The following is a 19,033-nucleotide window of genomic DNA, read 5'->3' on the forward strand; positions in this document are numbered from 1 at the left end:
CCGGCCACGCGCGGCAAACCAGATTTGCCGTTGCCGCACGGCACTCGCGGGGGGGCGCCCAAATAATGGCTTCATCACAAACGAGGCTGACCCCATGTCGCAGCTCTATACATGTCGGGGGCTTTCGGCGGCTCACAACGCCGCTCCCGCGCTCCCACTTCCAAACCGGCCGCTGGTGGTCGACTTCCACTGCCACATGGTCGTGCCCGCGGCCGAAGCCTTGGCCCGACCCCATCAGCCCTTGACGCCGGAGCCGGCGCACCTCTACTCCAGCGGCGAGACCCGCAAGGTCAACCTCGCGATGCTCGAGCGCATCCGCCAGCAGCTGACCAGCGTCGAGCGGCGCTTGGCGGACATGGACGCGGCCGGGGTCGACATCCAGGTGCTGTCACCTTCGCCCGGCCACTACTGCTACTGGGCCGAAGAGGACCTGGCTCTGCAGATCGCGCGGACGGTCAACGATGCATTGTGCGAAGTGGCGGCCAGCAACAGCCGTCGGATGGTGGCGCTGGGCACGCTGCCGATGCAGTCGCCGCGGCTGGCTGTGCAGGAGCTGCGCCGCTGCGTGCTGGAACTCGGCATGCGCGGCGTCGAGATCTCGACCAACGTCAATGGTGCTGAGCTGGCCGATCCGCGCTTCGAGCCCGTCCTGGCGGCCGCCGAAGAACTGGGAGCGATCGTTTTCCTGCACCCGGCCGGCTTCACGCACGGCCAGCGCCTGACCGACTTCCATCTCAACAACGTGATCGGTAACCCGCTGGAGACGACAGTCGCCCTGAGCCACCTGATCTACGGCGGCAGCCTGGACCGCATGCCGGGCCTGAAGCTGGTGCTGGCCCATGGCGGCGGCACGCTTGGCGCGTACACCGGCCGGTTCGACCATGCCCACCATGCACGAATCGATTGCGCCCACTGCAAGCACCCGCCGTCGCACTACCTGCGACAGATGCACTTCGACAGCGTGGTCTTCGACCCGGTCGAGCTGCAGCACCTGATCGGCAAGTTCGGTATCGACCGCATCCTGGCCGGCACCGACTACCCCTACGACATGGCCGAGCCCGATCTGCTCGGCTTCATCGGCCGCGCCGCCCTGTCCGCGGATGACGCGGCGGCGCTGCTCGGCCGCAACGCGGCGCGCCTGCTCGGCCTGGATCCAGAAGCAGCTCGGCTCGCGGCTCGCGGCTCGCAGGCTCTTCGCCTGATGGGCAGGTAAGTCAGATGGATCTGGAGAAACTCAAGACCTTCGTGCGCATTGTCGAGTCGGGCAGCCTGTCGGCGGCATCTCGTCACCTGGGACTCGGCCCGTCGGCGCTGAGTCGGCAGATGGCGGTGCTCGAGTCCGAGATGCGCGGTCGTCTGCTGCACCGGACCGGTCGCGGCGTCGAGATGACCGACCTCGGCGAGCGCATCCTGCCGCGTGCACGCAGACTGATCGAGGAGGCAGAAGCGCTTGAGGCGGAGGTGGCCGCGTCGTCCGGCGTATTCCGCGGCAACGTGCACGTCGCCGCCGTGCCCGCCATCGCGGGTTCCATCATGACCAAGGTGGTCTATCTGGCGCGCCAGAAGTATCCCGACGTCGTCATCCATGTCATGGTGGGGCTGACCGGTCAGGTCGAACAGTGGATACAGGAAGGCAAGGCCGATCTCGGATTCGTCCTCAAGACCGCACCAATGGACGACCAGGTGCCGCTGGCCTCTTCGCGCATGCTGCTGGTGGGAAAGCCTGGCGATCACTTTACCCAGCCGGCCGAAATCGCGTTCCGGCGACTCAATGGCGTGCCACTCATTCGGCCGGGCGGTCCCAGCGGATTCAGGCGCAAGCTCGAGGACATGGCCCTGGAGCAGGACGTGACTCTCAATTTCGTGGCCGAGATCGACTCTCACGAGTTGACCAAGCAGATGGTCTCTGCGGGTGTCGGCTACGCCTTGATGGCAGAACTGGCGGTCCAGCAGGAGATCGAGGACGGTCGCCTCAGCGCCAGCGCCATCGTGCAGCCGGGGCTGCCGGCGCTGTTCTACCTGGTGCACGGATCCCAGAAGAACACCGGCCTCGCCACCCGTGAACTCTCACGTTTCATGAGGAACGTCGCCGAGGAAATGTCGCGCCTGGGCACCTGGCGCTAGCGAGCAAGCCGACTCGCCACAGCCTCGCCGAATCGGCACGGCTGCTTTGCCGGACTGGACATTCCAAGCTTCGCGCCGGCCACTAGATTGACGCTTCACAGCCGCGGCATGGTTCCGTTTCATCTGGAATCCCGCATTTACCGCTCTGTCATCACAGGAGACAACATGTTCAACCGCAGATCCGTGCTGACCCGCATAGCCGCCCTGGCATTCGCAACCTTGCTCGCGAGTTCGGCCGCAACGGCCCAGCAGGCCACGCTGCCTTTCAAGCTCTATGACTCGCACACGCACTTCGTCTCGGGCGATCAGGTGAAGTACCCGCTGCGCAAGGACTTGCCGCCACTGCCGCACGAGCGGGAAATGCGCGAACTCCAGATCCAGAACCCGACCACCGCACAACGTGTCTTCGGGCTCTGGGACGCAAATGGCGTCGAGGCTGGTGTCGCTGTGCAGTACCGCTCCACTTACAACATGGACAACAGCTATGTCGTCGACACGTCGGTCGCCCATGCGGATCGCGTGAGTGGCATCGTGATCCTCGATCCGTCCGACGAGGCGACGCCGGTCACGCTGCGCAAGTGGGTCAAGGAGAATCGAGTCGCCGGCATCCGGACGATCGGCGGCAAGAATCCGGCCGGCGAGTACCCTGCGCTGGAATCGGCCGCGGCTCACCGCTCGTGGGCGGTAGCCAACGAACTGGGCCTCGTCGTCGTGATCATGACGACGCCGGTCTACAAGGCCGATGCGGGCGCCCTGGAACGGATCGGCGCGCTGGCGTCGCGCTATCCGAACATCCGCATCGTCCTCGATCACCTGGGCTGGCCTGACATCGAGTCAGGTGCGGCAGGTTTTGGCTTCACGCCGGCGCACTTGGCACTGCGCTCGCGTCCGAACGTCTACTTCAAGTTCACGACGCTGAATCTGCAGACGCTCGAAAAGGCGAAGGTTCCCGCGGCCGACTTCGTCCGGGCTGCCGTGGACACCTACGGTGCTGATCGCCTCATGTGGGGCTCGGACTTCGGCAATACCAAGCGCGAATACGCGGATCTGGTCAAGGCGGCCGTCGAGTCGACGGCCAAGCTGACACTGCCAGAACAGCGTCAGATGCTGCGCGAGACGGCCAGGGGCGTGCACACGCCTGGCGGCCGACCCTGATCGCGCGGCCTACATTGCCTCAGCCTGAGCGCCGTCGAGGTCTATTCGGCTTGGCCGTCCTGTAGTCCGATGTCCCATCTGAACGCTCACCCCGCATTCTTCCTGTCCATCATCCAAGGAGAAACCATGTCATTCAACATCAACATCAATCGCCACGCCCAGTCCTGCTCGCGCAAGCGCTGCCCGTCGATCCCCCGTTCCGTCGTTGCTTCGCTGGTGCTGCTGGCTGCAACCACAGCCGCGATAGCGCAGGACGCCACCTACCCCGACAAGCCGGTGCGCATTGTCGTGTCGGTGCCGCCTGGCGGCGGCATCGATTCCTTGGCTCGGGTGTTCGGCGAGAGCCTGAGCAAGCGCACCGGCAAGGCCACGTTCGTCGAGAACAAGCCCGGTGCGACTGGCGCCATCGCGATCCAGTACGTCCTGAAGCAGCCGGCCGACGGCACCACGCTGTACCTCGCCCCGGACGCGGCGCACACCTTCGTGCCGGTCATCAGGAAGATGCCCTACCGTCCGATCGAGGACTTCACCTTCGTCGCCCGCATCGCCTACACGCCCAATGTGATCGCGGTGGCCAACAAGATCCAGGCGACGACCCTCAAGGAGTTCGTGGCACTGGCCAAGAGCAACCCGGGCAAGTTCAACTACGGCACGATGCTGGGCATCCCCGCGCAAATGGACTTCGAGTTGCTCAAGCGCGGCACCGGCACCGACATCGTCTCGGTGCCCTATACCGGCGGCGCAACCATTGCCACTGGCATCCTCGACGGCTCGGTCGACGTCACGCTGTTCCCGATCACGCCGCTGTCGTCGCAGATCAAGGGCGGCAAGATGCGCGCTCTGGCGGTCACGTCGAGCAAGCGTCTGCCTTCCTTGCCTGACGTTCCGACAGTGGCCGAGGCGGGCTTCGGCAACCTGGGCCTGACCGAAGGTGGGTACTTCGGGATCGTCGCGCCGGCCGGCGTGTCCGCCCCGGTGCTGACCAAACTGCGAGCACTGGTGGCGTCGATCGTGGCCGATCCGGAGTTCAAGGAAAAGATCGCGGTCAACGACTTCGAGGTCGCCATGATGGACGGTGAGCCCTACAAGCAGACGCTGGTGCGGCAGCTGTCCGAGAACGAGAAGCACGTGAAGTCAATGAACATCAAGTTCGAATGAGAACTCGGCCAGCGTTGACGCTGGCCGTGCCTGTTCGAGTAGCCACTATAAGGAGACCGGTGTGATCCCTCAATTTTCTGCATGTGCCGAGCAGCACATGCATTCGACCCCTGCTCCCGGCTGGATGGCTCGGTCATTGACTTGCGTTTTGGCCGTGATCGCCCTGAGCGGATGCTCACTGCGGCAGTCGACGTCCGATGCTGTTGGAGCACATCCACCTCAACGTGCCTGCGTCGGTGGCGGCGATGGGCAGGCCGCTGCCGTGGCCGACAAGGCGAACGCCTTTGCCGCTTTGCTGAGCGATCGACAGCGCGCGGCATTGGTCCAGGAGTTCACCCTCCAAAACGCCATACGCTGGTCGAACCTGCCCATCTCCATCCCTCGCCTAGGTGTGAAGTTTGGTGACCTTGACGCGACCCTGGCCGCCGCCGCGCGCGACGTGGTCGCGGTGGCCATGAGCTCATGCGGGCTGAAGGTGTTCGACGAGCTTCGGCTGGCCGATTCCGTGGCCGGTCCGAAGGTTCCACAGTTCAATCTCAAGCCCGAGAACTTCTTCATCTCGTTCCTCGGAAAGCCCTCCGCCACGACGCCGTGGATGCTCAAGCTGAGCGGGCATCACCTGGCTTACAACATCACGTTCAACGGCCGCCAGGCCAGCGCTACCCCATTGTTCGACGGCGTGGAGCCCGAACGCTTCACGATCGGTGACAAGACCTACGAGCCACTGAAGTCGCAATCGGTAGCCCTGTCACGCCTGGCGCATGCCGTGTCTGCCTACCCGGATGCCAAGCTCCCGGGCACGTTCAACGATCTCGTCAAGAGCGTCGTCTTCACGCTTCGGGTGGGCGCGCCGCCACTCGGCGGCCATGACACGGGCTTCCCGCACACCTATCCGACCGGTACCGAAGATCGTGGCGTGCGCTATGGCGCACTGACGAAGGCCCAGCAGCAACTGGTTTCCGACGCGGTTGGGAGTTACCTGGAACTTCCCGGACGTGCCGTGGCCACGCCTCTTCGTACGCAGTACCTGGATCCCGCTGCACTGGCAGATACATACATCGGCATCTCTGGTTCGCCGGACCTCAAGAAGGCGGGCTCGTACGTGCGCATCGACGGGCCACGCGTCTGGATCGAGTTGGTGGTCCAGACCGGCGTTGCCTTTGTCGATGAGGTCCACTTCCATTCTGTGTGGCGTGACAAGGTGGCCGACTATGGCGGTGAGTTCACGCGCTAGCCGGAGGGCCTGGATCGTCTGCGCGAGTGTTTTCTTGGTTCTCGGACTGGGCGGTCTGGCGGTGGCCCACCCGGCTCCGAACTCGACTCTCCAGATCGACATCGGGCAGACATCGGTCGGGATAGAAGTTGCCATTCCCATCGTCGAACTGGAAGCTGCGTTGCGACCGCAACTCGGCGAGCAGGCTCGTGGCATCGTCGAATCGGACCGACCGGCGATCGGCCGCTACCTGCTGGACCACGTGGGCGCCCGCAGCCCGGATGGCCGGGCCTGGGCGGTGCAGTTGCGCTCGCTCTCAACCGGCAACCTCGGCGACCACGACGCCCTGATTGCCCGGCTGGATCTGCGCGTGCCGCCAGGCGCCGGTTCTCGGCGCTTCGACCTCCGTTTCGATGCCATCACGCACGAGGTGATGAGCCATGTCGTCGTGGTTCTGCTGCGCAGTGACTTCTACAAGGGCGAACTGCTTGTCGAGCCGCAGCTCGTCGCCGGGCTGCAGCATCCGGTCACGTCACTGCACATCGATCGGGGTCAGGCCCGCTCCTGGCTGGCCGGGCTGATCGCCGCCTTCAATCTGGGTCTGCAACACATTGCCGAAGGCACGGACCACCTGCTCTTCCTGTTGACGTTGACGCTGGTGGCGCCCGTGGCTGCCAGGGACCGTCGTTGGGAGATCTCAGTTGAGTGCCGCGCGCCTGCGCTCAAGCTGTTGTGGGCGATTGCCGCGTTCTCGGCGGGTCACTCACTGAGCGTGGTTCTTGGTGTGGGCCTGGAATGGCGGTTTCCGTCGGCGCCCGTGGAACTGCTGGTCGCAGTGTCGATACTGGTCGGCGCCATCCACGCTTGGAAGCCGATCTTTCCGAATCGTGAACCCTGGGTGGCGGGCGGCTTCGGCTTGGTGCATGGGGCCGCGATCTCCACGGCCATCGGATCCTTCGGGCTCGACGCGATGGCGAGGTCGATTGCGCTGGTCGGGTTCACAGCCGGCATCGGCGCCTTGCAAGTAGTGCTGGCGGCAGTCGCGCTGCTGACCTTGATGATGCTGCGCACGAGCTTTGCATTCAGCTTCGTTCGGCATGTGCTCATTGCGCTGAGCGCGGTCGCTGCGGTAGGGTGGATCGTCGAGCGTGCGCCGGCAGGACTGTCCATTTCCACCGCCGCTCTGTCCGAACGCGATCCGCGCGGTTCATGGGTCGCGCTGACTCAGCGGCAGAGGTTATTCGGACCCTCGGAACGATGCGATCGGACCGTGCGGCATGCAGGTCGTTCAGACCCGCATGTCGAGAGGACTCGCGTTCAGAAGTCGTGACGCAGCACCACGTCGTACGCCATCGTGGAAGTCAGCGTCGAGAGGTCCTGTTTGCCCTTGGCCAGGGTGGGCGTGATCGACGTACGCTTGCTCAGCGGGTAGGTGTACCCGACCGCCAACTTGCTGCGCAGGGCGCCTCCCGCGGCGGCGCTGGCGTTGAGGTTGCCGCTCTGGGTGTCGGGGTCGAAGGTCTGGTAGACCGCCTTGACGACGCCCGGTCCGACCGGTGCCGTGAGGGCCAGGGCGATGCTCCGGCCATGGTTGCCTGAATGGCGCGATGTCGAGTACCACGCTGCAGGTCGGATGAAGCCGAAATCGTAGGCTGCGGCGATGATCGTCACCCGGTTGAGATCGTCGGTGTGGCTCACCCCGATACCAGCGTAGGCAGGGCCCGCGGCGTATTCGATGTTGGCGCCATTCGTGTTGGGTGCCGTGCCTTCGCCCAGACTGGTGGCCAGACGGGCAGAGAATCCGCCAAAGGACGGCGTCTTGTAGCCGAGCATGTTGGGACCGCGTGAATTGAAGCCGAGCGTGTAGCCCGCCCAAGCCTGAGCCAGCAGGCTCCCCACGGATCCGTCGTAGCCGAACGGGTCCACCTTCACGCCCGGATAGAAGGCGGGGAGGTAGTCTCGGCCCAGATAGACATCACCGTATTGACCGGACAGGCCGACGATGCTCTTGCCTTCCCAGAAAGCAGTCGCGGACTGCGTGCCGTTCTGCGTCTTGAACCGGTGTTCCAGGACGAAGTAGGCCTTGAGGCCACCGCCCATGTCCTCCGTGCCGTTAAAGCCGAACCCTGAGCTCAGGCCGTTCATCGACGTGCCCAACGCCGTTGGGATGTTGGCTCCCGCCGAGGTGCCACTGTCGCGATGTGCCACCTGCATCACGACCTTGCCGAAGATGGTGACGCTCGATTGAGCGAAAGCTGCGCATGCGGTGGACGACAGCAAGGCTGCCACTGCGTATCGATAGGTTTTCAAGAGATGTCTCCTTAGTTAGGTTCGTGCGAACAATCCGGATGGACGGCTGGCAATTTTCTGAAGCCTTCCCACCGCGGGCGCTGAGCAACTGGCAAACCTGCTTTTCCTCAGGCGGGCAGTCGGAGGGCATACAGAGTGGTGGCGTGGGCACGTGCCGTAGATCGACGTCGTCCCACGCATGCCGTGCAGTGAGCGCTACTCCGGCGTGATGTTGGCCTTCTGCGCCACGTGCTTCCAGAACGCCGCTTCCTTGGCGATCAAGCGTTCCAGTTCGACAGACGTTCCCGTCATCCGTTCCAGGCCGAACTTCGTCACTTGCGCCACGGCCTCGGGTGTGCCGAGCGCAGCGCTTGCGGTATCGGCCACTGTCTGAGCCAGCGCAGGCGCGAGTCCCGCCGGACCGAACAGTGCATACCACTGCCAACCCGTCAGCATCGGCATGCCTTCTTCAGCGACGGTGGGAACGGTCGACAGGTCGCGCAGCCGCCGGTCCGAGGTGACCACCAGTGCGACCAGCTTGCCCGATCGCACCTGCTCGACCACCAGACCCGTGGCGTCGCCGACCAGCAGGTCGATCTGATCGCCAATCAGATCCTGCATCGCCTGTGGCAGCCCCTTGTAAGGCACCTTCAGCAGGGGGGCTGACAGCTGCTGTGACAGCAGTTCGGCCAGCAGGCGCGGATAAGCGCCGATGAAGCCGATGCTCAGCTTGCCGTCATTGCGCTTCAGCGCTTCGCTGATGCCGCGTAACGTCGTGATGCCCGTCCGCGGCCGGGTGACGAACACCTCGGCCGTCTGCGCAATCGCGCACAGTGGCACCAGGTCGCGTGCCGGATCGAAAGGCTGTTTCGCGATGGCCGGTGCGACGGTCATGGCGCCCTTGAGGGAAACCAGCAGCGTGTGCGCGTCGGGAGCACTGCGCATCGCCGCAGTGACCGCAAGATGGCCATCGGCGCCCGCGCGGTTCTCGACGATCACCGGCTGCGGCAGGCGCTCGGACAGTGCGTTGGCCAGAACGCGCGCCACGTTGTCCACCGACCCACCCGCTGGGTAGCCGACCAGCAGCTTCACCGGCCGACTGGGCCAGGCCGTTGCAGGGCTTGCCCCGTGCGCGAAACGGACCTGCGGCGCAAGCAAGGCAGCGCATCCGCCCGCCAGCACAGCTCGTCTGTCGAGCCGGTGCGTCATGGTGCCTGCTCGACGCGCGCCACGCACCGGCCGAAGCCGATGCGGGGCAGGCCAGGCCGCTCGCAGAAGGCGGTGATCGAGACTTCGTCGCCGTCTTCCAGGAAGCGCCGTTCTTCGCCGCTGGGCAACTGCAGCGGCTTGCTGCCGGCCCGGGTCAGTTCGAGCATGCAGCCTTCGCTGCCCACATCGGGGCCGGACAGCGTGCCGCTGCCGAGCAGGTCGCCCGGACGCAGGTTGCAGCCGTTGACCGTGTGATGCGCCACCATCTGAGCGAAGGTCCAGACACTGTCGCGGCTGAAGAGCGAGCGGGACACGACCACGGCCGGCAGGCCACGTTCACGCATGGCCTGGGTCGACAGGCGGGTCTCGAGGTGGATCTCGTAGGTCCAGTGCTCGCCGGCAGGTTGCAGGTAGGCATCCAGTGCGGGGGCCTCCGGACGACGCGGTGCGGGCTCGGTCCGGTAGGGCGCCAGCGCCTGGGTGCACACGACCCAGGGTGACAGGGTGGTGGCGAAGTTCTTGCCCAGGAACGGACCCAGGGGTTGGGTCTCCCAGGACTGGATGTCGCGCGCCGACCAGTCGTTGAGCACGCACAGCCCCACGACCTGCGCGCCGGCCTCGTCGACCGGGATGGCGTGGCCACGTCGATTGCCGGGGCCGATGAAGGCGCCCAGTTCGACTTCGAGATCGAGCCGTGCGGTCGGGCCGAACCGTGTGTCGTTGGAGCCGTGGGCCACACGCTGAACGCCACGTGGGCGGTACACCGGCTCGCCGCTGACCAGCAGCGACGAGGAGCGGCCGTGGTAGGCGATCGGGATGGTGTGAAAGTTGGGCAACACCGGATCGTTCGGCCGCAGCATCATGCCGACGTTGTAGGCATGGTGGTAGGAGCTGAGGAAGTCGGTGTAGTCGCCGACCTGCGCCGGCACGGTGTGCTCGACCTCGGCCTGGGCCAGCAGACAGCCGGCGGTCTTGTTCGTGTCAGGCGCTTGCTCGGCCAGCAGGTCCTGCAGCCGCGATCGCAGGGCGCCCACTGCGTCGGTGCCGAGCGCGAACAGCGCGTTCAGGCTCGGCTGGCTGCAGGCCTCGATCAGTGCGGCCGACAGAGGGTCGAGCAGGCCGGCCGTGACGGCCGCGCGCAGGTCCAGGATTTGCGTGCCAATGCCGGCGCCGATGCGCCAGGCCTGCACGCTGCCGGCGCGGCGGAAAACGCACAACGGAAGGTTGTCCAGCGGAAAGTCGGTGGCTTCGTCTTGGGCAGAAGCGACCCAGCTGAGACGCCGGCTCATTTGTGCGGCTCCACGCGCTGCGCCAGCGGACCATGCTGCAGGTCGATGCCCGCCATCTTCTGCGCCAGCTCGCCAGTGAAGCGGCCATCCAGCAGGATGAAGGCGATGCGCGCCACCTGGTCGGAGCGGTTCTCCCACGCATGGTCGGTGCCGCGCTGGATCACCACGTCGCCGGGGTTCAGGCAGACCTCGGCCTTGTCGTCGAGGATCATGTGGATCTGGCCCTGGATCAGGATGCCGTAATCCAGCGTCTGCGTGCGGTGCATGCCCGGGTGGCGACCGTCATCACGAGGCTGCCAGGCCTGCACGTGACCGGGGTGGATGTCGAGGATGCGGATCACCGAGCCGTTCTCGTCGGGCGGCAGGCGCAGCGGGCGTTCGTTGGGCTCGTTGGCCTCGACGTTGTCGAGCGGCACTGGCATCTGGGCGGTGTGCCAGAGCTCGTGGAAGCGCACCAGGCCTTGCTGGCGGTTGTGGTGCTGCGGGGCCGGGCCGGTCGACAGGAAGACCGACTTGCCGTTGGCGTCATGGCCCGTGACGATGCGGTTCGGCGGAGCCAGGGTGGGGGTGGTTTGCGTGGTCATCAGTACATCTCCACGAGCGCCTTGTGCGATCGCGTCATGATTTCGTTGAGGGTGGCGGCCGGCTCGTGGCGCATCTCGGCATCGCCGATGGCCACCGAGTTCTTGACCACCAGCGTGCAGCGAGGGACACGCCGTTGCGTGTGCGCGGTCAGTGCGGCGTCGAGCGTCTCGTGCGTGCTCAGCGAGTCCGCGAGCACCAGGGCATCTTCCATCGCCATGCCGGCGCCGGAGGCCAGGTGCGGCGTGGTGCCGTGGGCGGCGTCGCCCAGCAGCACCACACGGCCCTTGTGCCAGGGTGCTTCCATCAGGAAGGCCTCGAGCGGGCGGTAGTTGACGTTCGATTGCGGGCCGATGTTCTGGCGCACCTCGACCAGATCGCCGCCGAAGGGTTCGAGCAGCTCTCGCAGCAGGGCCGGTTGTGCGGCGGGGTCGACCCAGGGGTTGTCCGGCACATGCTGAAGCACCCAGACGTACATGTGGGTCGGCGAGCAAGGCACGGCACCGACCGTGACCGGGGCGCCGACGTAGAAGGTCGGCCGGTCGATGGACGCGGGCCGTTCCGCGATCAGGCGCCAGCAGCCCTGTCCGGTGAAGGCAGGCTTGACCGCCTCGGGCCACAGCGTGCGGCGGGTGCTCGACATCAGGCCGTCGGCCGCGACGACCAGATCGTGGCGCGAGCTGGAACCGTCGACGTAGCGCACTTCAACGTCGTCGGCCGACTGCAGCAGCTCGGACGCGGCCAGGCCCACGTGCGTCAAGATGCCGACCTCACGCAGGCGGTTTGCCAGGATGTCGTGCAGCACGGGTCGCAGGATGCCGCCGGCGGTCGGCAGGTCGAGGCCCGGCAGCCGGTGGCCGTCGCGCTCGACGATGACTTTGCCCTGGGCATCGAGGATGCGGCTGCCCGTCGCGAAGTTGCCGGCATCGCGCACGGCGGGCCAGACGCCCAGCTTGTGCAGCGCGCGCAGCGCCGGGCCCATCAGGGTCAGCCCCGAGCCTTGCGCACTGAGTTCGGACTGCGCTTCGCACAGATCGACGTGGTAGCCCTTGCGTGCCAAGGCGATGGCGGCACACATGCCACCGATACCCCCGCCAAGGACCAGAATTCGTTCAAGTTTGACCATGTTGTCCTCTCATTCGCGGGAATCGCGAATCACCGTTTCGGGCCGATGGCGGCGAACGGCATCGTGGTGGGTGGAGTCGTGACCCATGTACACGCCACGCTCCCATTTGCGCTTCAGCGGGTCGTGAACCTTCAGGCTCATGCGGCCGATGCCGTGGATGCAGATCTCCACGGTCTCGCCGTCCTGCAGGAAGCCCAGGCCTTCGTGGTTGGTGCCGCAGGACAGGAGATCGCCGCTGTTCAAGGTCATGACCTGGCTGGCGAACTCGACGATCTCGGGCACCGGGTGCTCCATGTCGTCGGTGCTGTAGTTGTGGCGAAGTTCACCGTCGTTCCAGAACTGCACATGCAGTTGATTCGGGTCGGGAATCTCGTCGGCGGTGACGATGCACGGGCCGATCGGTGCGAAGGTGTCGAATGACTTGCCCAGCCAGCTCATGATCGGACCAGGCCAGGTGAAGCGGCCCTCGCCACGCGCGGTGACGTCGATCATGCAGGTGTAGCCGAACACGGCGTCGCGCCACCGGTCGCGCGGCACTTCCTTGGCTGGACCCTTGATTACCACCGCCAGCTCGGCTTCGTGCATGAAGCTCGACGGCGCGGTGAAATTGGGCAGGCAGATCGTGTCACCCGGGCCCACCACGGCGTCCGGGTTCTTCATGAACATGTTCAGCGGCTTGGACTCGCGCTGCGCATGCTCCCAGTAGTTGCCGATGCACGCGAGGATCTTGCCCGGCCGCGGCAGCGGCGGACAAAGCCGCACGCTGGCCGGATCGAGCACAGGGGCGGTCTGGACATGGCGTTCCAGCGCACTCTTCAGGTCGTCGTAGCGGTCGATGATCGACACCATCGTGGCCTGCGGCGACTCGCTGCAGCCGACCACGGCACTGATGTCGACGATGCCCTTGTCGGTGAGCAGTCCGGGCAAGGTGGCCGGACTCGATGGACGGTTGAACAGGACGAACTTCATCGCTGTCCTCAGTGCTTGGCAGGAACTGCCATCGTGCACAGCCAGACCGCTGCGGTGTTGGGGCCCATCACGTCCTCGCGCGGCACCCAGTTCTCGTCGACGACGTCCATGTCTGCGTCGAACTCGAAGTTGCCGCCGAAGGGGCTCTTGAAGTACCAGAAGCAGTTGCCACCGAAGATGTGGCGGCCGGGACCCCAGGCCGGTGTCCAGCCCTTGCCCGCAAATCCCTTGCCCGCCAGCATCATCTCGGTGTGGTCGCGCACGTGGAACGCCAGGTGGTTCAGGCCGCGGTTTTCCGGGCTCTGGATGAAGAACAGCTGGTGGTGGTCCGAATGCCCCGGCGCGCGCATGAAAGCACCGGCACCGGTGAAGCGGTCGGTCACGCGGAAACCGAGACGGTCCGTGTAGTCGGCCAGGATGCGTTCGAGGTCCGGCGTGTACAGCACAAGGTGGCTGAAGGTCAGCGGCTTGATCTGTGAGACGAAGTCCTGCACCGAGTTCACTGGGCGTTGCGGTGGCAGGCCCGGGACATTGACCCGGGCTGGGGTCGCCACCAGCGCTTTACGCTGCGTTACCCTGAATGCGAGCGGGTTACCGTCGACGTCGGTTGTGCTCAGGACACCCGCAGCAAGGCGCACTTCGCGGTCACGGGACAGATCCTGCGCCAGCCATTCGAGCGCCCCTGTGTCCTGCACGCCCCAGACGATCTCGCGGATGTTGGGCCCCGCGGTGACCGGCGGTGGCAGGTCGGTGGCATCCAGTGGTGCCACCCGCAGCCCGGTGTTGTCCTGCGCCAGGAACAGCGGATAGCCACCATCCGGTGCTGCCTCGACGAGGCCGAAGTCGATCAGATAACGCCTGGCCTCGTCGACGGATTGCGCCGTCAGCGTTGCCTCATCCAAACCCACAATGCTCATGGCTGGTCTCCAGTCTGTTTCAGTTTCAGAAGCTAGAGGCCAATTTAGGCGCGTGGGCCCGTCCGGCATGCATCGCCGGACGCAAAGCAGATTTCGACGAAGCGCAGTTCCCGATGCCGTCCGGGCTTGCGCTCAGCCGGCCACGGCGCTGTTCGTCAGGTCATATTGGCACCGGGGGGGTCACTGGCACGATGCGGCCCATCAGGTCGGCGCGATCACCCAGGCTGTGCTGGAACAAGTACAACAATTCGCGCATACAGTTGGGCGAGCGCAGGTACTTGTCGCTGAGCACGACCAGCACATGGTCAGCACGGCCGATTTCCGCCATAAAGCAGGAGATTCCATCGCCCACTTGCATGTGCGTCTTGTCGCGTCGGAACTCGAATCGATCGGTGGGCAGCCGCCGACTGATTGCATTCACGAACGACTCGCTGGTTGACTCCCATGCATATGACACGTACACCACGGCCAACCCTGAGCCAAAGGTAGGCGCGTTGTTGGTATGAGCTTTTGACGCAAGTGGAATGCAGTTTCTGCATTCATGACAGGTGCGCGAGTCGGTTTTAAGATGTCACCTTCTGGTGCAGCAGGCCATGCCCGCTCGATCTCCACCGCCACCTTTCCCCGCTGCCGTGCCCTGTGTCCTGCCCAATGCCGCTCCCCCGCGCCCGATGCCTTGTCGTCGGGCACCGATTCTACGGAGGGCGACACGGCGCCGGTCCTAGGGCGTATCCGGCACCGCCACCCCCGCAAACACGTCCCCCACCGCTACCTCGCACCCCACGCTCGCCAGCACCATCGCCGCGTCATCGCTCATGTCCCGAAACAGCCACTCGCCCGTGCCCGTGTCGGTGCGCCGGAACGACTCGATCCGACGCGCTTCCGGGTCGATCAGCACGTATTCCTTCAGGCTGTCGAGTCGCCGGTACAGCGTGAATTTCAGGCCACGGTCGTAATTCCCGGTGCTCGGCGACAGCACCTCGATGATGAGCGTCGGCGCGACGAACACCCGCTCGGTCGTCAGATCACGGGGGTCACAGGTGACGAACACATCGGGATAGCAGATGTTCTGCTCGACCTGGAGTTGCATCGACTCGGCGTACACCTCACAGCGCGATCCCTCCAGCGCATTGCCCAGATGGCGCCCCAGGTTCATCACGACCCGCCCGTGCGTGCGCAGGCCGCCCACCATCGCATACGTCTCCCCCAGCACGAATTCGTGGCGCTCCTCCTGCCCATCCTCCCATTCGAGGAACTCGGCGAAGCTGAGTCTGGCAAGTGGTTGGCCCATGGTCTGTCCCCGGCTGGCAAGTGGCAACGGGAACCATTGTGGCACCCGACCACCCCCTCGGCCCCCGCCCCGCCGCCGCCCTATAATCTCGTTTTACCACCACGGCCCTCCTGAAAGTTGCTCGCCCGGCGCCTGTCGCCCGCAGCACCGTCAAGGGAGGGCCGCTCCACATGACCAAGTTCGTCTTCGTCACCGGCGGTGTCGTGTCCTCTCTGGGCAAAGGCATCGCCGCCGCTTCTCTGGCCGCCATTCTCGAATCGCGCGGCCTGAAGGTCACCCTCATCAAGCTGGATCCGTACCTCAACGTCGATCCGGGCACGATGTCGCCGTTCCAGCACGGCGAGGTCTTCGTCACCGACGATGGCGCCGAGACCGACCTCGACCTCGGCCACTACGAGCGCTTCATCACGACGCGCATGCGCAAGTCCAACAACTTCACCAGCGGCCAGATCTACACCTCGGTGCTGGAGAAGGAACGCCGCGGCGACTACCTCGGCAAGACCGTGCAGGTCATCCCGCACGTCACCAACGAGATCCAGGACTACGTGCGCCGCGGCGCCGGGGTCGGCACGCCCGAGGCGGTGGACGTGGCCATCGTCGAGATCGGCGGCACGGTCGGCGACATCGAATCGCTGCCCTTCCTCGAAGCCGTGCGCCAGATGGCCCTGAAGCTCGGCCCGACGAACTCGGCGTCCGTGCACCTGACCTACGTGCCGTGGATCGCCGCCGCGGGCGAACTGAAAACCAAGCCGACACAGCACACGGTGCAGAAGATGCGCGAGATCGGCATCCAGCCCGACGCGCTGCTGTGCCGCGCCGACCGGCCGATTCCCGACGAGGAGCGCGAGAAGATTTCGCTCTTCACCAACGTCGCGCTGCACGGCGTGATCTCGGTCTGGGACGCGGACACCATCTACAAGGTGCCGCGCATGCTCCATGAGCAGGGCCTGGACGAGCAGATCTGCATGAAGTTCCAGCTCCTGACCCGCCCGGCCAACCTGGGCCGCTGGGACCGGCTGGTCAAGGAAGTGGCCAATCCGAAGGGCGAGGTCACCATCGCGATGGTCGGCAAGTACACCGAGCTGTCGGACTCGTACAAGTCGCTCAACGAGGCGCTGCGCCATGCCGGCATCCACCACCACGTCAAGGTCAACATCGAGTACGTGGACTCCGAGATGCTGACGCCTGAATCCGCGGCACAACTGGCAAAGTACGACGCCATCCTCGTGCCCGGCGGCTTCGGCAAGCGCGGCATCGAAGGCAAGATCGTCGCGGCGCAGTACGCCCGCGAGCACGGCATTCCCTACCTGGGCATTTGCCTGGGGATGCAGGTCGCCACCATCGAGTACGCCCGCCACATGGCCGGTCTGACGGGCGCCAACTCCACCGAGTTCGACCCCGACACCGCGCACCCGGTGATCGCCCTGATCGACGAGTGGCAGGACGCCGACGGCTCGATCCAGAAGCGTGACGCCAACTCCGACATGGGCGGCACGATGCGCCTGGGCGCGCAGAGTTCGGACGTGAAACCCGGCACCCTCGCCCACACGATCTACGGCGATGTCGTCACCGAGCGCCACCGCCACCGCTACGAGGCCAACGAGAAGTACCTGCAGCGCCTGCAGGACGCCGGCCTCGTCATCTCCGCGATCACCCAGCGCGAGAAACTCACCGAGATGGTCGAGCTGCCGCAATCGGTGCATCCTTGGTATGTGGGCGTACAGTTCCATCCCGAGTTCAAGTCGACGCCCTGGGACGGCCACCCGCTGTTCATCGGCTACATCGACGCGGCCCTCAAGCACAAGGCAGGTCAGTAAATGCAGCTCTGCGGCTTCGACGTCGGCCTGGACCGACCGTTTTTCCTGATCGCCGGCACCTGTTCGATCGAAGGGCTGGAGATGTCCCTCGACGTGGCCGGCCAGCTCCAGGAAGCCTGCACCGCGCTGGGCATCCCGCTGATCTACAAGGGCTCCTTCGACAAGGCCAACCGCTCTTCCGGCTCCAGCCAGCGCGGGGTCGGGATGGATGCCGGTCTGAGGATCCTCGACGAGGTGCGCCGGCAGACGGGCCTTCCCGTGCTCACCGACGTGCATGACGCGTCGCAGATCGCCGAAGTCGCCAGCGTGGTGGACGTGCTGCAGACGCCGGCGTTCCTGTGCCGCCAGACCGATTTCATCCGCGCTGTTGCCCAATCGGGCAAACCGGTGAACATCAAGAAGGGCCAGTTCCTCGCGCCCTGGGACATGAAGAATGTCATCGACAAGGCCCGCGCCGCCGCCAAGGAAGCCGGGCTGTCGGAAGACCTGTTCCTGGCCTGCGAGCGGGGGGTCAGCTTCGGCTACAACAACCTCGTGGCCGACATGACCAGCCTGGCCGAGATGCGCAACACCGGCGCGCCGGTGGTGTTCGACGTGACCCACTCGGTGCAGAAGCCAGGCGGGCTGGGCAGCGTCAGCGGCGGCGCGCGCGAGATGGTGCCGGTGCTGGCCCGTGCGGGCGTCGGCGCCGGCGTCGCGGGGCTGTTCATGGAAACACACCCGAACCCGGCCAAGGCGTGGAGCGATGGCCCGAACGCCGTGCCGCTGAAGCACATGCGCGCCTTGCTGGAGCAACTGGTGGCGCTCGACCGCGTGGTCAAGGCGCGGCCATTGCTCGAAAACGATTTTTCATGCTGATCCACGGCTCGGATTGTTCAGCGCGGGTAACGGCCGGAAGGCACCATGCGCGCCACAGTCAGAATTCGATAGTTGAACCAGGAGTGAACAGATGAGTGCCATCGTAGACATCGTCGGCCGCGAGATCCTCGACAGCCGCGGCAACCCCACCGTCGAATGCGACGTGCTGCTGGAAAGCGGCGTGATGGGCCGTGCGGCCGTGCCGAGCGGCGCGTCCACCGGCTCGCGTGAAGCCATCGAGCTGCGCGACGGCGACAAGAGCCGCTACCTGGGCAAGGGCGTGCTGAACGCCGTCCAGAACATCAACACCGAGATCTCGGAAGCCGTGCTGGGCCTGGATGCCGCGGAACAAGCCTTCCTCGACAAGACCCTGATCGACCTCGACGGCACGGACAACAAGAGCCGCCTGGGTGCCAACGCGATGCTGGCCGTCTCGATGGCCGTGGCCCGCGCCGCTGCCGAAGAGTCCGGCCTGCCGCTGTACCGCTACTTCGGCGGCATGGGCGGTGTGCAACTGCCGGTGCCGATGATGAACGTCATCAACGGCGAAATATCAGAGGCGGTGCTTGGCCTGGACGCCAGCGAGCAGGCTTTTCTGGACCGCACGCTGATCGACCTCGACGGCACCGACAACAAATCGCGCCTGGGTGCCAATGCGACGCTCGCCGTCAGCATGGCCGTGGCACGCGCGGCGGCCGAAGAAGCCGGCCTGCCGCTGTACCGCTATTTCGGCGGCAGCGGTGCCATGCAAATGCCGGTGCCGATGATGAACGTCGTCAATGGCGGTGCGCATGCCAACAACAACCTGGACTTGCAGGAGCTGATGATCATTCCGGTCGGCGCGCCGAGCTTTCGCGAAGCGGTGCGCTACGGTGCCGAGGTGTTTCATGCGCTCAAAACCATCCTGCATGACAAGGGCATGAGCGTGGCGGTTGGCGACGAAGGCGGCTTTGCGCCCAACGTCGCCAGCCATGAAGCCGCCATCCAGATGATCCTGGAAGCCATCGACAAGGCGGGCTACAAAGCCGGCGAGCAG

At 65.4% G+C, this 19,033-nt stretch carries 18 protein-coding genes; 9 read left to right on the forward strand and 9 right to left on the reverse strand.

Annotated features, from left to right (window positions below):
• The first annotated feature begins 94 nt into the window (after positions 1–94).
• The 6 genes from RMP06_RS02580 to RMP06_RS02605 all read left to right on the forward strand — a co-directional run bounded on the left by RMP06_RS02580 (position 95) and on the right by RMP06_RS02605 (position 6,980).
• Positions 95–1,213 (forward strand): amidohydrolase family protein, encoded by a 1,119-nt coding sequence (locus RMP06_RS02580; RefSeq protein WP_310460214.1) that lies wholly within the window; start codon positions 95–97, stop codon positions 1,211–1,213.
• A 5-nt stretch (positions 1,214–1,218) separates the two neighbouring features.
• Positions 1,219–2,124: a LysR family transcriptional regulator gene (locus tag RMP06_RS02585; protein ID WP_310460215.1), complete on the forward strand. Its 906-nt coding sequence runs from the start codon at positions 1,219–1,221 to the stop codon at positions 2,122–2,124.
• A 165-nt stretch (positions 2,125–2,289) separates the two neighbouring features.
• Positions 2,290–3,279 carry an amidohydrolase family protein gene (locus RMP06_RS02590; protein ID WP_310460216.1) on the forward strand — a complete coding sequence of 330 codons (990 nt, stop codon included), beginning with the start codon at positions 2,290–2,292 and terminating at the stop codon, positions 3,277–3,279.
• 126 nt (positions 3,280–3,405) lie between these two features.
• On the forward strand, positions 3,406–4,437 hold the full coding sequence (locus RMP06_RS02595; RefSeq protein ID WP_310460217.1) for a Bug family tripartite tricarboxylate transporter substrate binding protein: 1,032 nt from the start codon (positions 3,406–3,408) through the stop codon (positions 4,435–4,437).
• Positions 4,438–4,591: 154 nt separating this feature from the next.
• Positions 4,592–5,671 carry a DUF3500 domain-containing protein gene (locus tag RMP06_RS02600; RefSeq protein WP_310460233.1) on the forward strand — a complete coding sequence of 360 codons (1,080 nt, stop codon included), beginning with the start codon at positions 4,592–4,594 and terminating at the stop codon, positions 5,669–5,671.
• A 34-nt stretch (positions 5,672–5,705) separates the two neighbouring features.
• A complete protein-coding gene (locus RMP06_RS02605) occupies positions 5,706–6,980 on the forward strand; it encodes a HupE/UreJ family protein (RefSeq protein ID WP_310460218.1) in 1,275 nt (424 codons plus the stop codon).
• On the opposite strand, the gene RMP06_RS02610 is transcribed toward RMP06_RS02605, so the two are convergent.
• The 9 genes from RMP06_RS02610 to RMP06_RS02650 all read right to left on the reverse strand — a co-directional run bounded on the left by RMP06_RS02610 (position 6,968) and on the right by RMP06_RS02650 (position 15,322).
• The gene (locus tag RMP06_RS02610) at positions 6,968–7,960 is read right to left on the reverse strand and encodes a porin (protein ID WP_310460219.1); all 993 of its coding nucleotides are present in this window, start codon (positions 7,958–7,960) and stop codon (positions 6,968–6,970) included. The two genes, RMP06_RS02605 and RMP06_RS02610, sit on opposite strands and share 13 nt — an antisense overlap.
• A gap of 195 nt (positions 7,961–8,155) precedes the next feature.
• Positions 8,156–9,148 (reverse strand): Bug family tripartite tricarboxylate transporter substrate binding protein, encoded by a 993-nt coding sequence (locus RMP06_RS02615; protein ID WP_310460220.1) that lies wholly within the window; start codon positions 9,146–9,148, stop codon positions 8,156–8,158.
• Positions 9,145–10,437 (reverse strand): fumarylacetoacetase, encoded by a 1,293-nt coding sequence (gene fahA / locus RMP06_RS02620; protein ID WP_310460221.1) that lies wholly within the window; start codon positions 10,435–10,437, stop codon positions 9,145–9,147. The genes RMP06_RS02615 and fahA overlap by 4 nt, the downstream gene beginning before the upstream one ends.
• The gene (locus tag RMP06_RS02625; RefSeq protein ID WP_310460222.1) at positions 10,434–11,021 is read right to left on the reverse strand and encodes a cupin domain-containing protein; all 588 of its coding nucleotides are present in this window, start codon (positions 11,019–11,021) and stop codon (positions 10,434–10,436) included. Before RMP06_RS02625 ends, fahA begins: the two co-directional genes overlap by 4 nt.
• The gene (locus RMP06_RS02630; protein WP_310460223.1) at positions 11,021–12,145 is read right to left on the reverse strand and encodes an FAD-dependent monooxygenase; all 1,125 of its coding nucleotides are present in this window, start codon (positions 12,143–12,145) and stop codon (positions 11,021–11,023) included. The genes RMP06_RS02625 and RMP06_RS02630 overlap by 1 nt, the downstream gene beginning before the upstream one ends.
• 9 nt (positions 12,146–12,154) lie before the next feature.
• Positions 12,155–13,114 (reverse strand): fumarylacetoacetate hydrolase family protein, encoded by a 960-nt coding sequence (locus tag RMP06_RS02635; RefSeq protein ID WP_310460224.1) that lies wholly within the window; start codon positions 13,112–13,114, stop codon positions 12,155–12,157.
• 8 nt (positions 13,115–13,122) lie between these two features.
• On the reverse strand, positions 13,123–14,031 hold the full coding sequence (locus RMP06_RS02640) for a VOC family protein (RefSeq protein ID WP_310460225.1): 909 nt from the start codon (positions 14,029–14,031) through the stop codon (positions 13,123–13,125).
• 160 nt (positions 14,032–14,191) lie between these two features.
• Complete coding sequence (locus RMP06_RS02645; RefSeq protein WP_310460234.1) at positions 14,192–14,497, reverse strand: toll/interleukin-1 receptor domain-containing protein; 306 nt, start codon at positions 14,495–14,497, stop codon at positions 14,192–14,194.
• Positions 14,498–14,752: 255 nt separating this feature from the next.
• The gene (locus RMP06_RS02650; RefSeq protein WP_310460226.1) at positions 14,753–15,322 is read right to left on the reverse strand and encodes a Uma2 family endonuclease; all 570 of its coding nucleotides are present in this window, start codon (positions 15,320–15,322) and stop codon (positions 14,753–14,755) included.
• A 170-nt stretch (positions 15,323–15,492) separates the two neighbouring features.
• On the opposite strand from RMP06_RS02650, the gene RMP06_RS02655 reads away from it, so the two are divergent.
• The 3 genes from RMP06_RS02655 to RMP06_RS21435 form a co-directional block, all read left to right on the forward strand.
• Positions 15,493–17,139, forward strand: coding sequence for a CTP synthase (locus tag RMP06_RS02655; RefSeq protein WP_310460227.1), 1,647 nt, complete (start codon positions 15,493–15,495; stop codon positions 17,137–17,139).
• Positions 17,140–17,997, forward strand: coding sequence for a 3-deoxy-8-phosphooctulonate synthase (gene kdsA / locus RMP06_RS02660; RefSeq protein WP_310460228.1), 858 nt, complete (start codon positions 17,140–17,142; stop codon positions 17,995–17,997).
• A 91-nt stretch (positions 17,998–18,088) separates the two neighbouring features.
• Positions 18,089–19,033: phosphopyruvate hydratase family protein (locus tag RMP06_RS21435; protein ID WP_473964756.1), on the forward strand; the 945-nt coding region annotated here is incomplete at its 3' end.

Origin of the sequence: Sphaerotilus sp. (genome assembly GCF_031429695.1) — a bacterium.
In the GTDB taxonomy this organism is placed as follows: Bacteria; Pseudomonadota; Gammaproteobacteria; order Burkholderiales; family Burkholderiaceae_C; genus Sphaerotilus.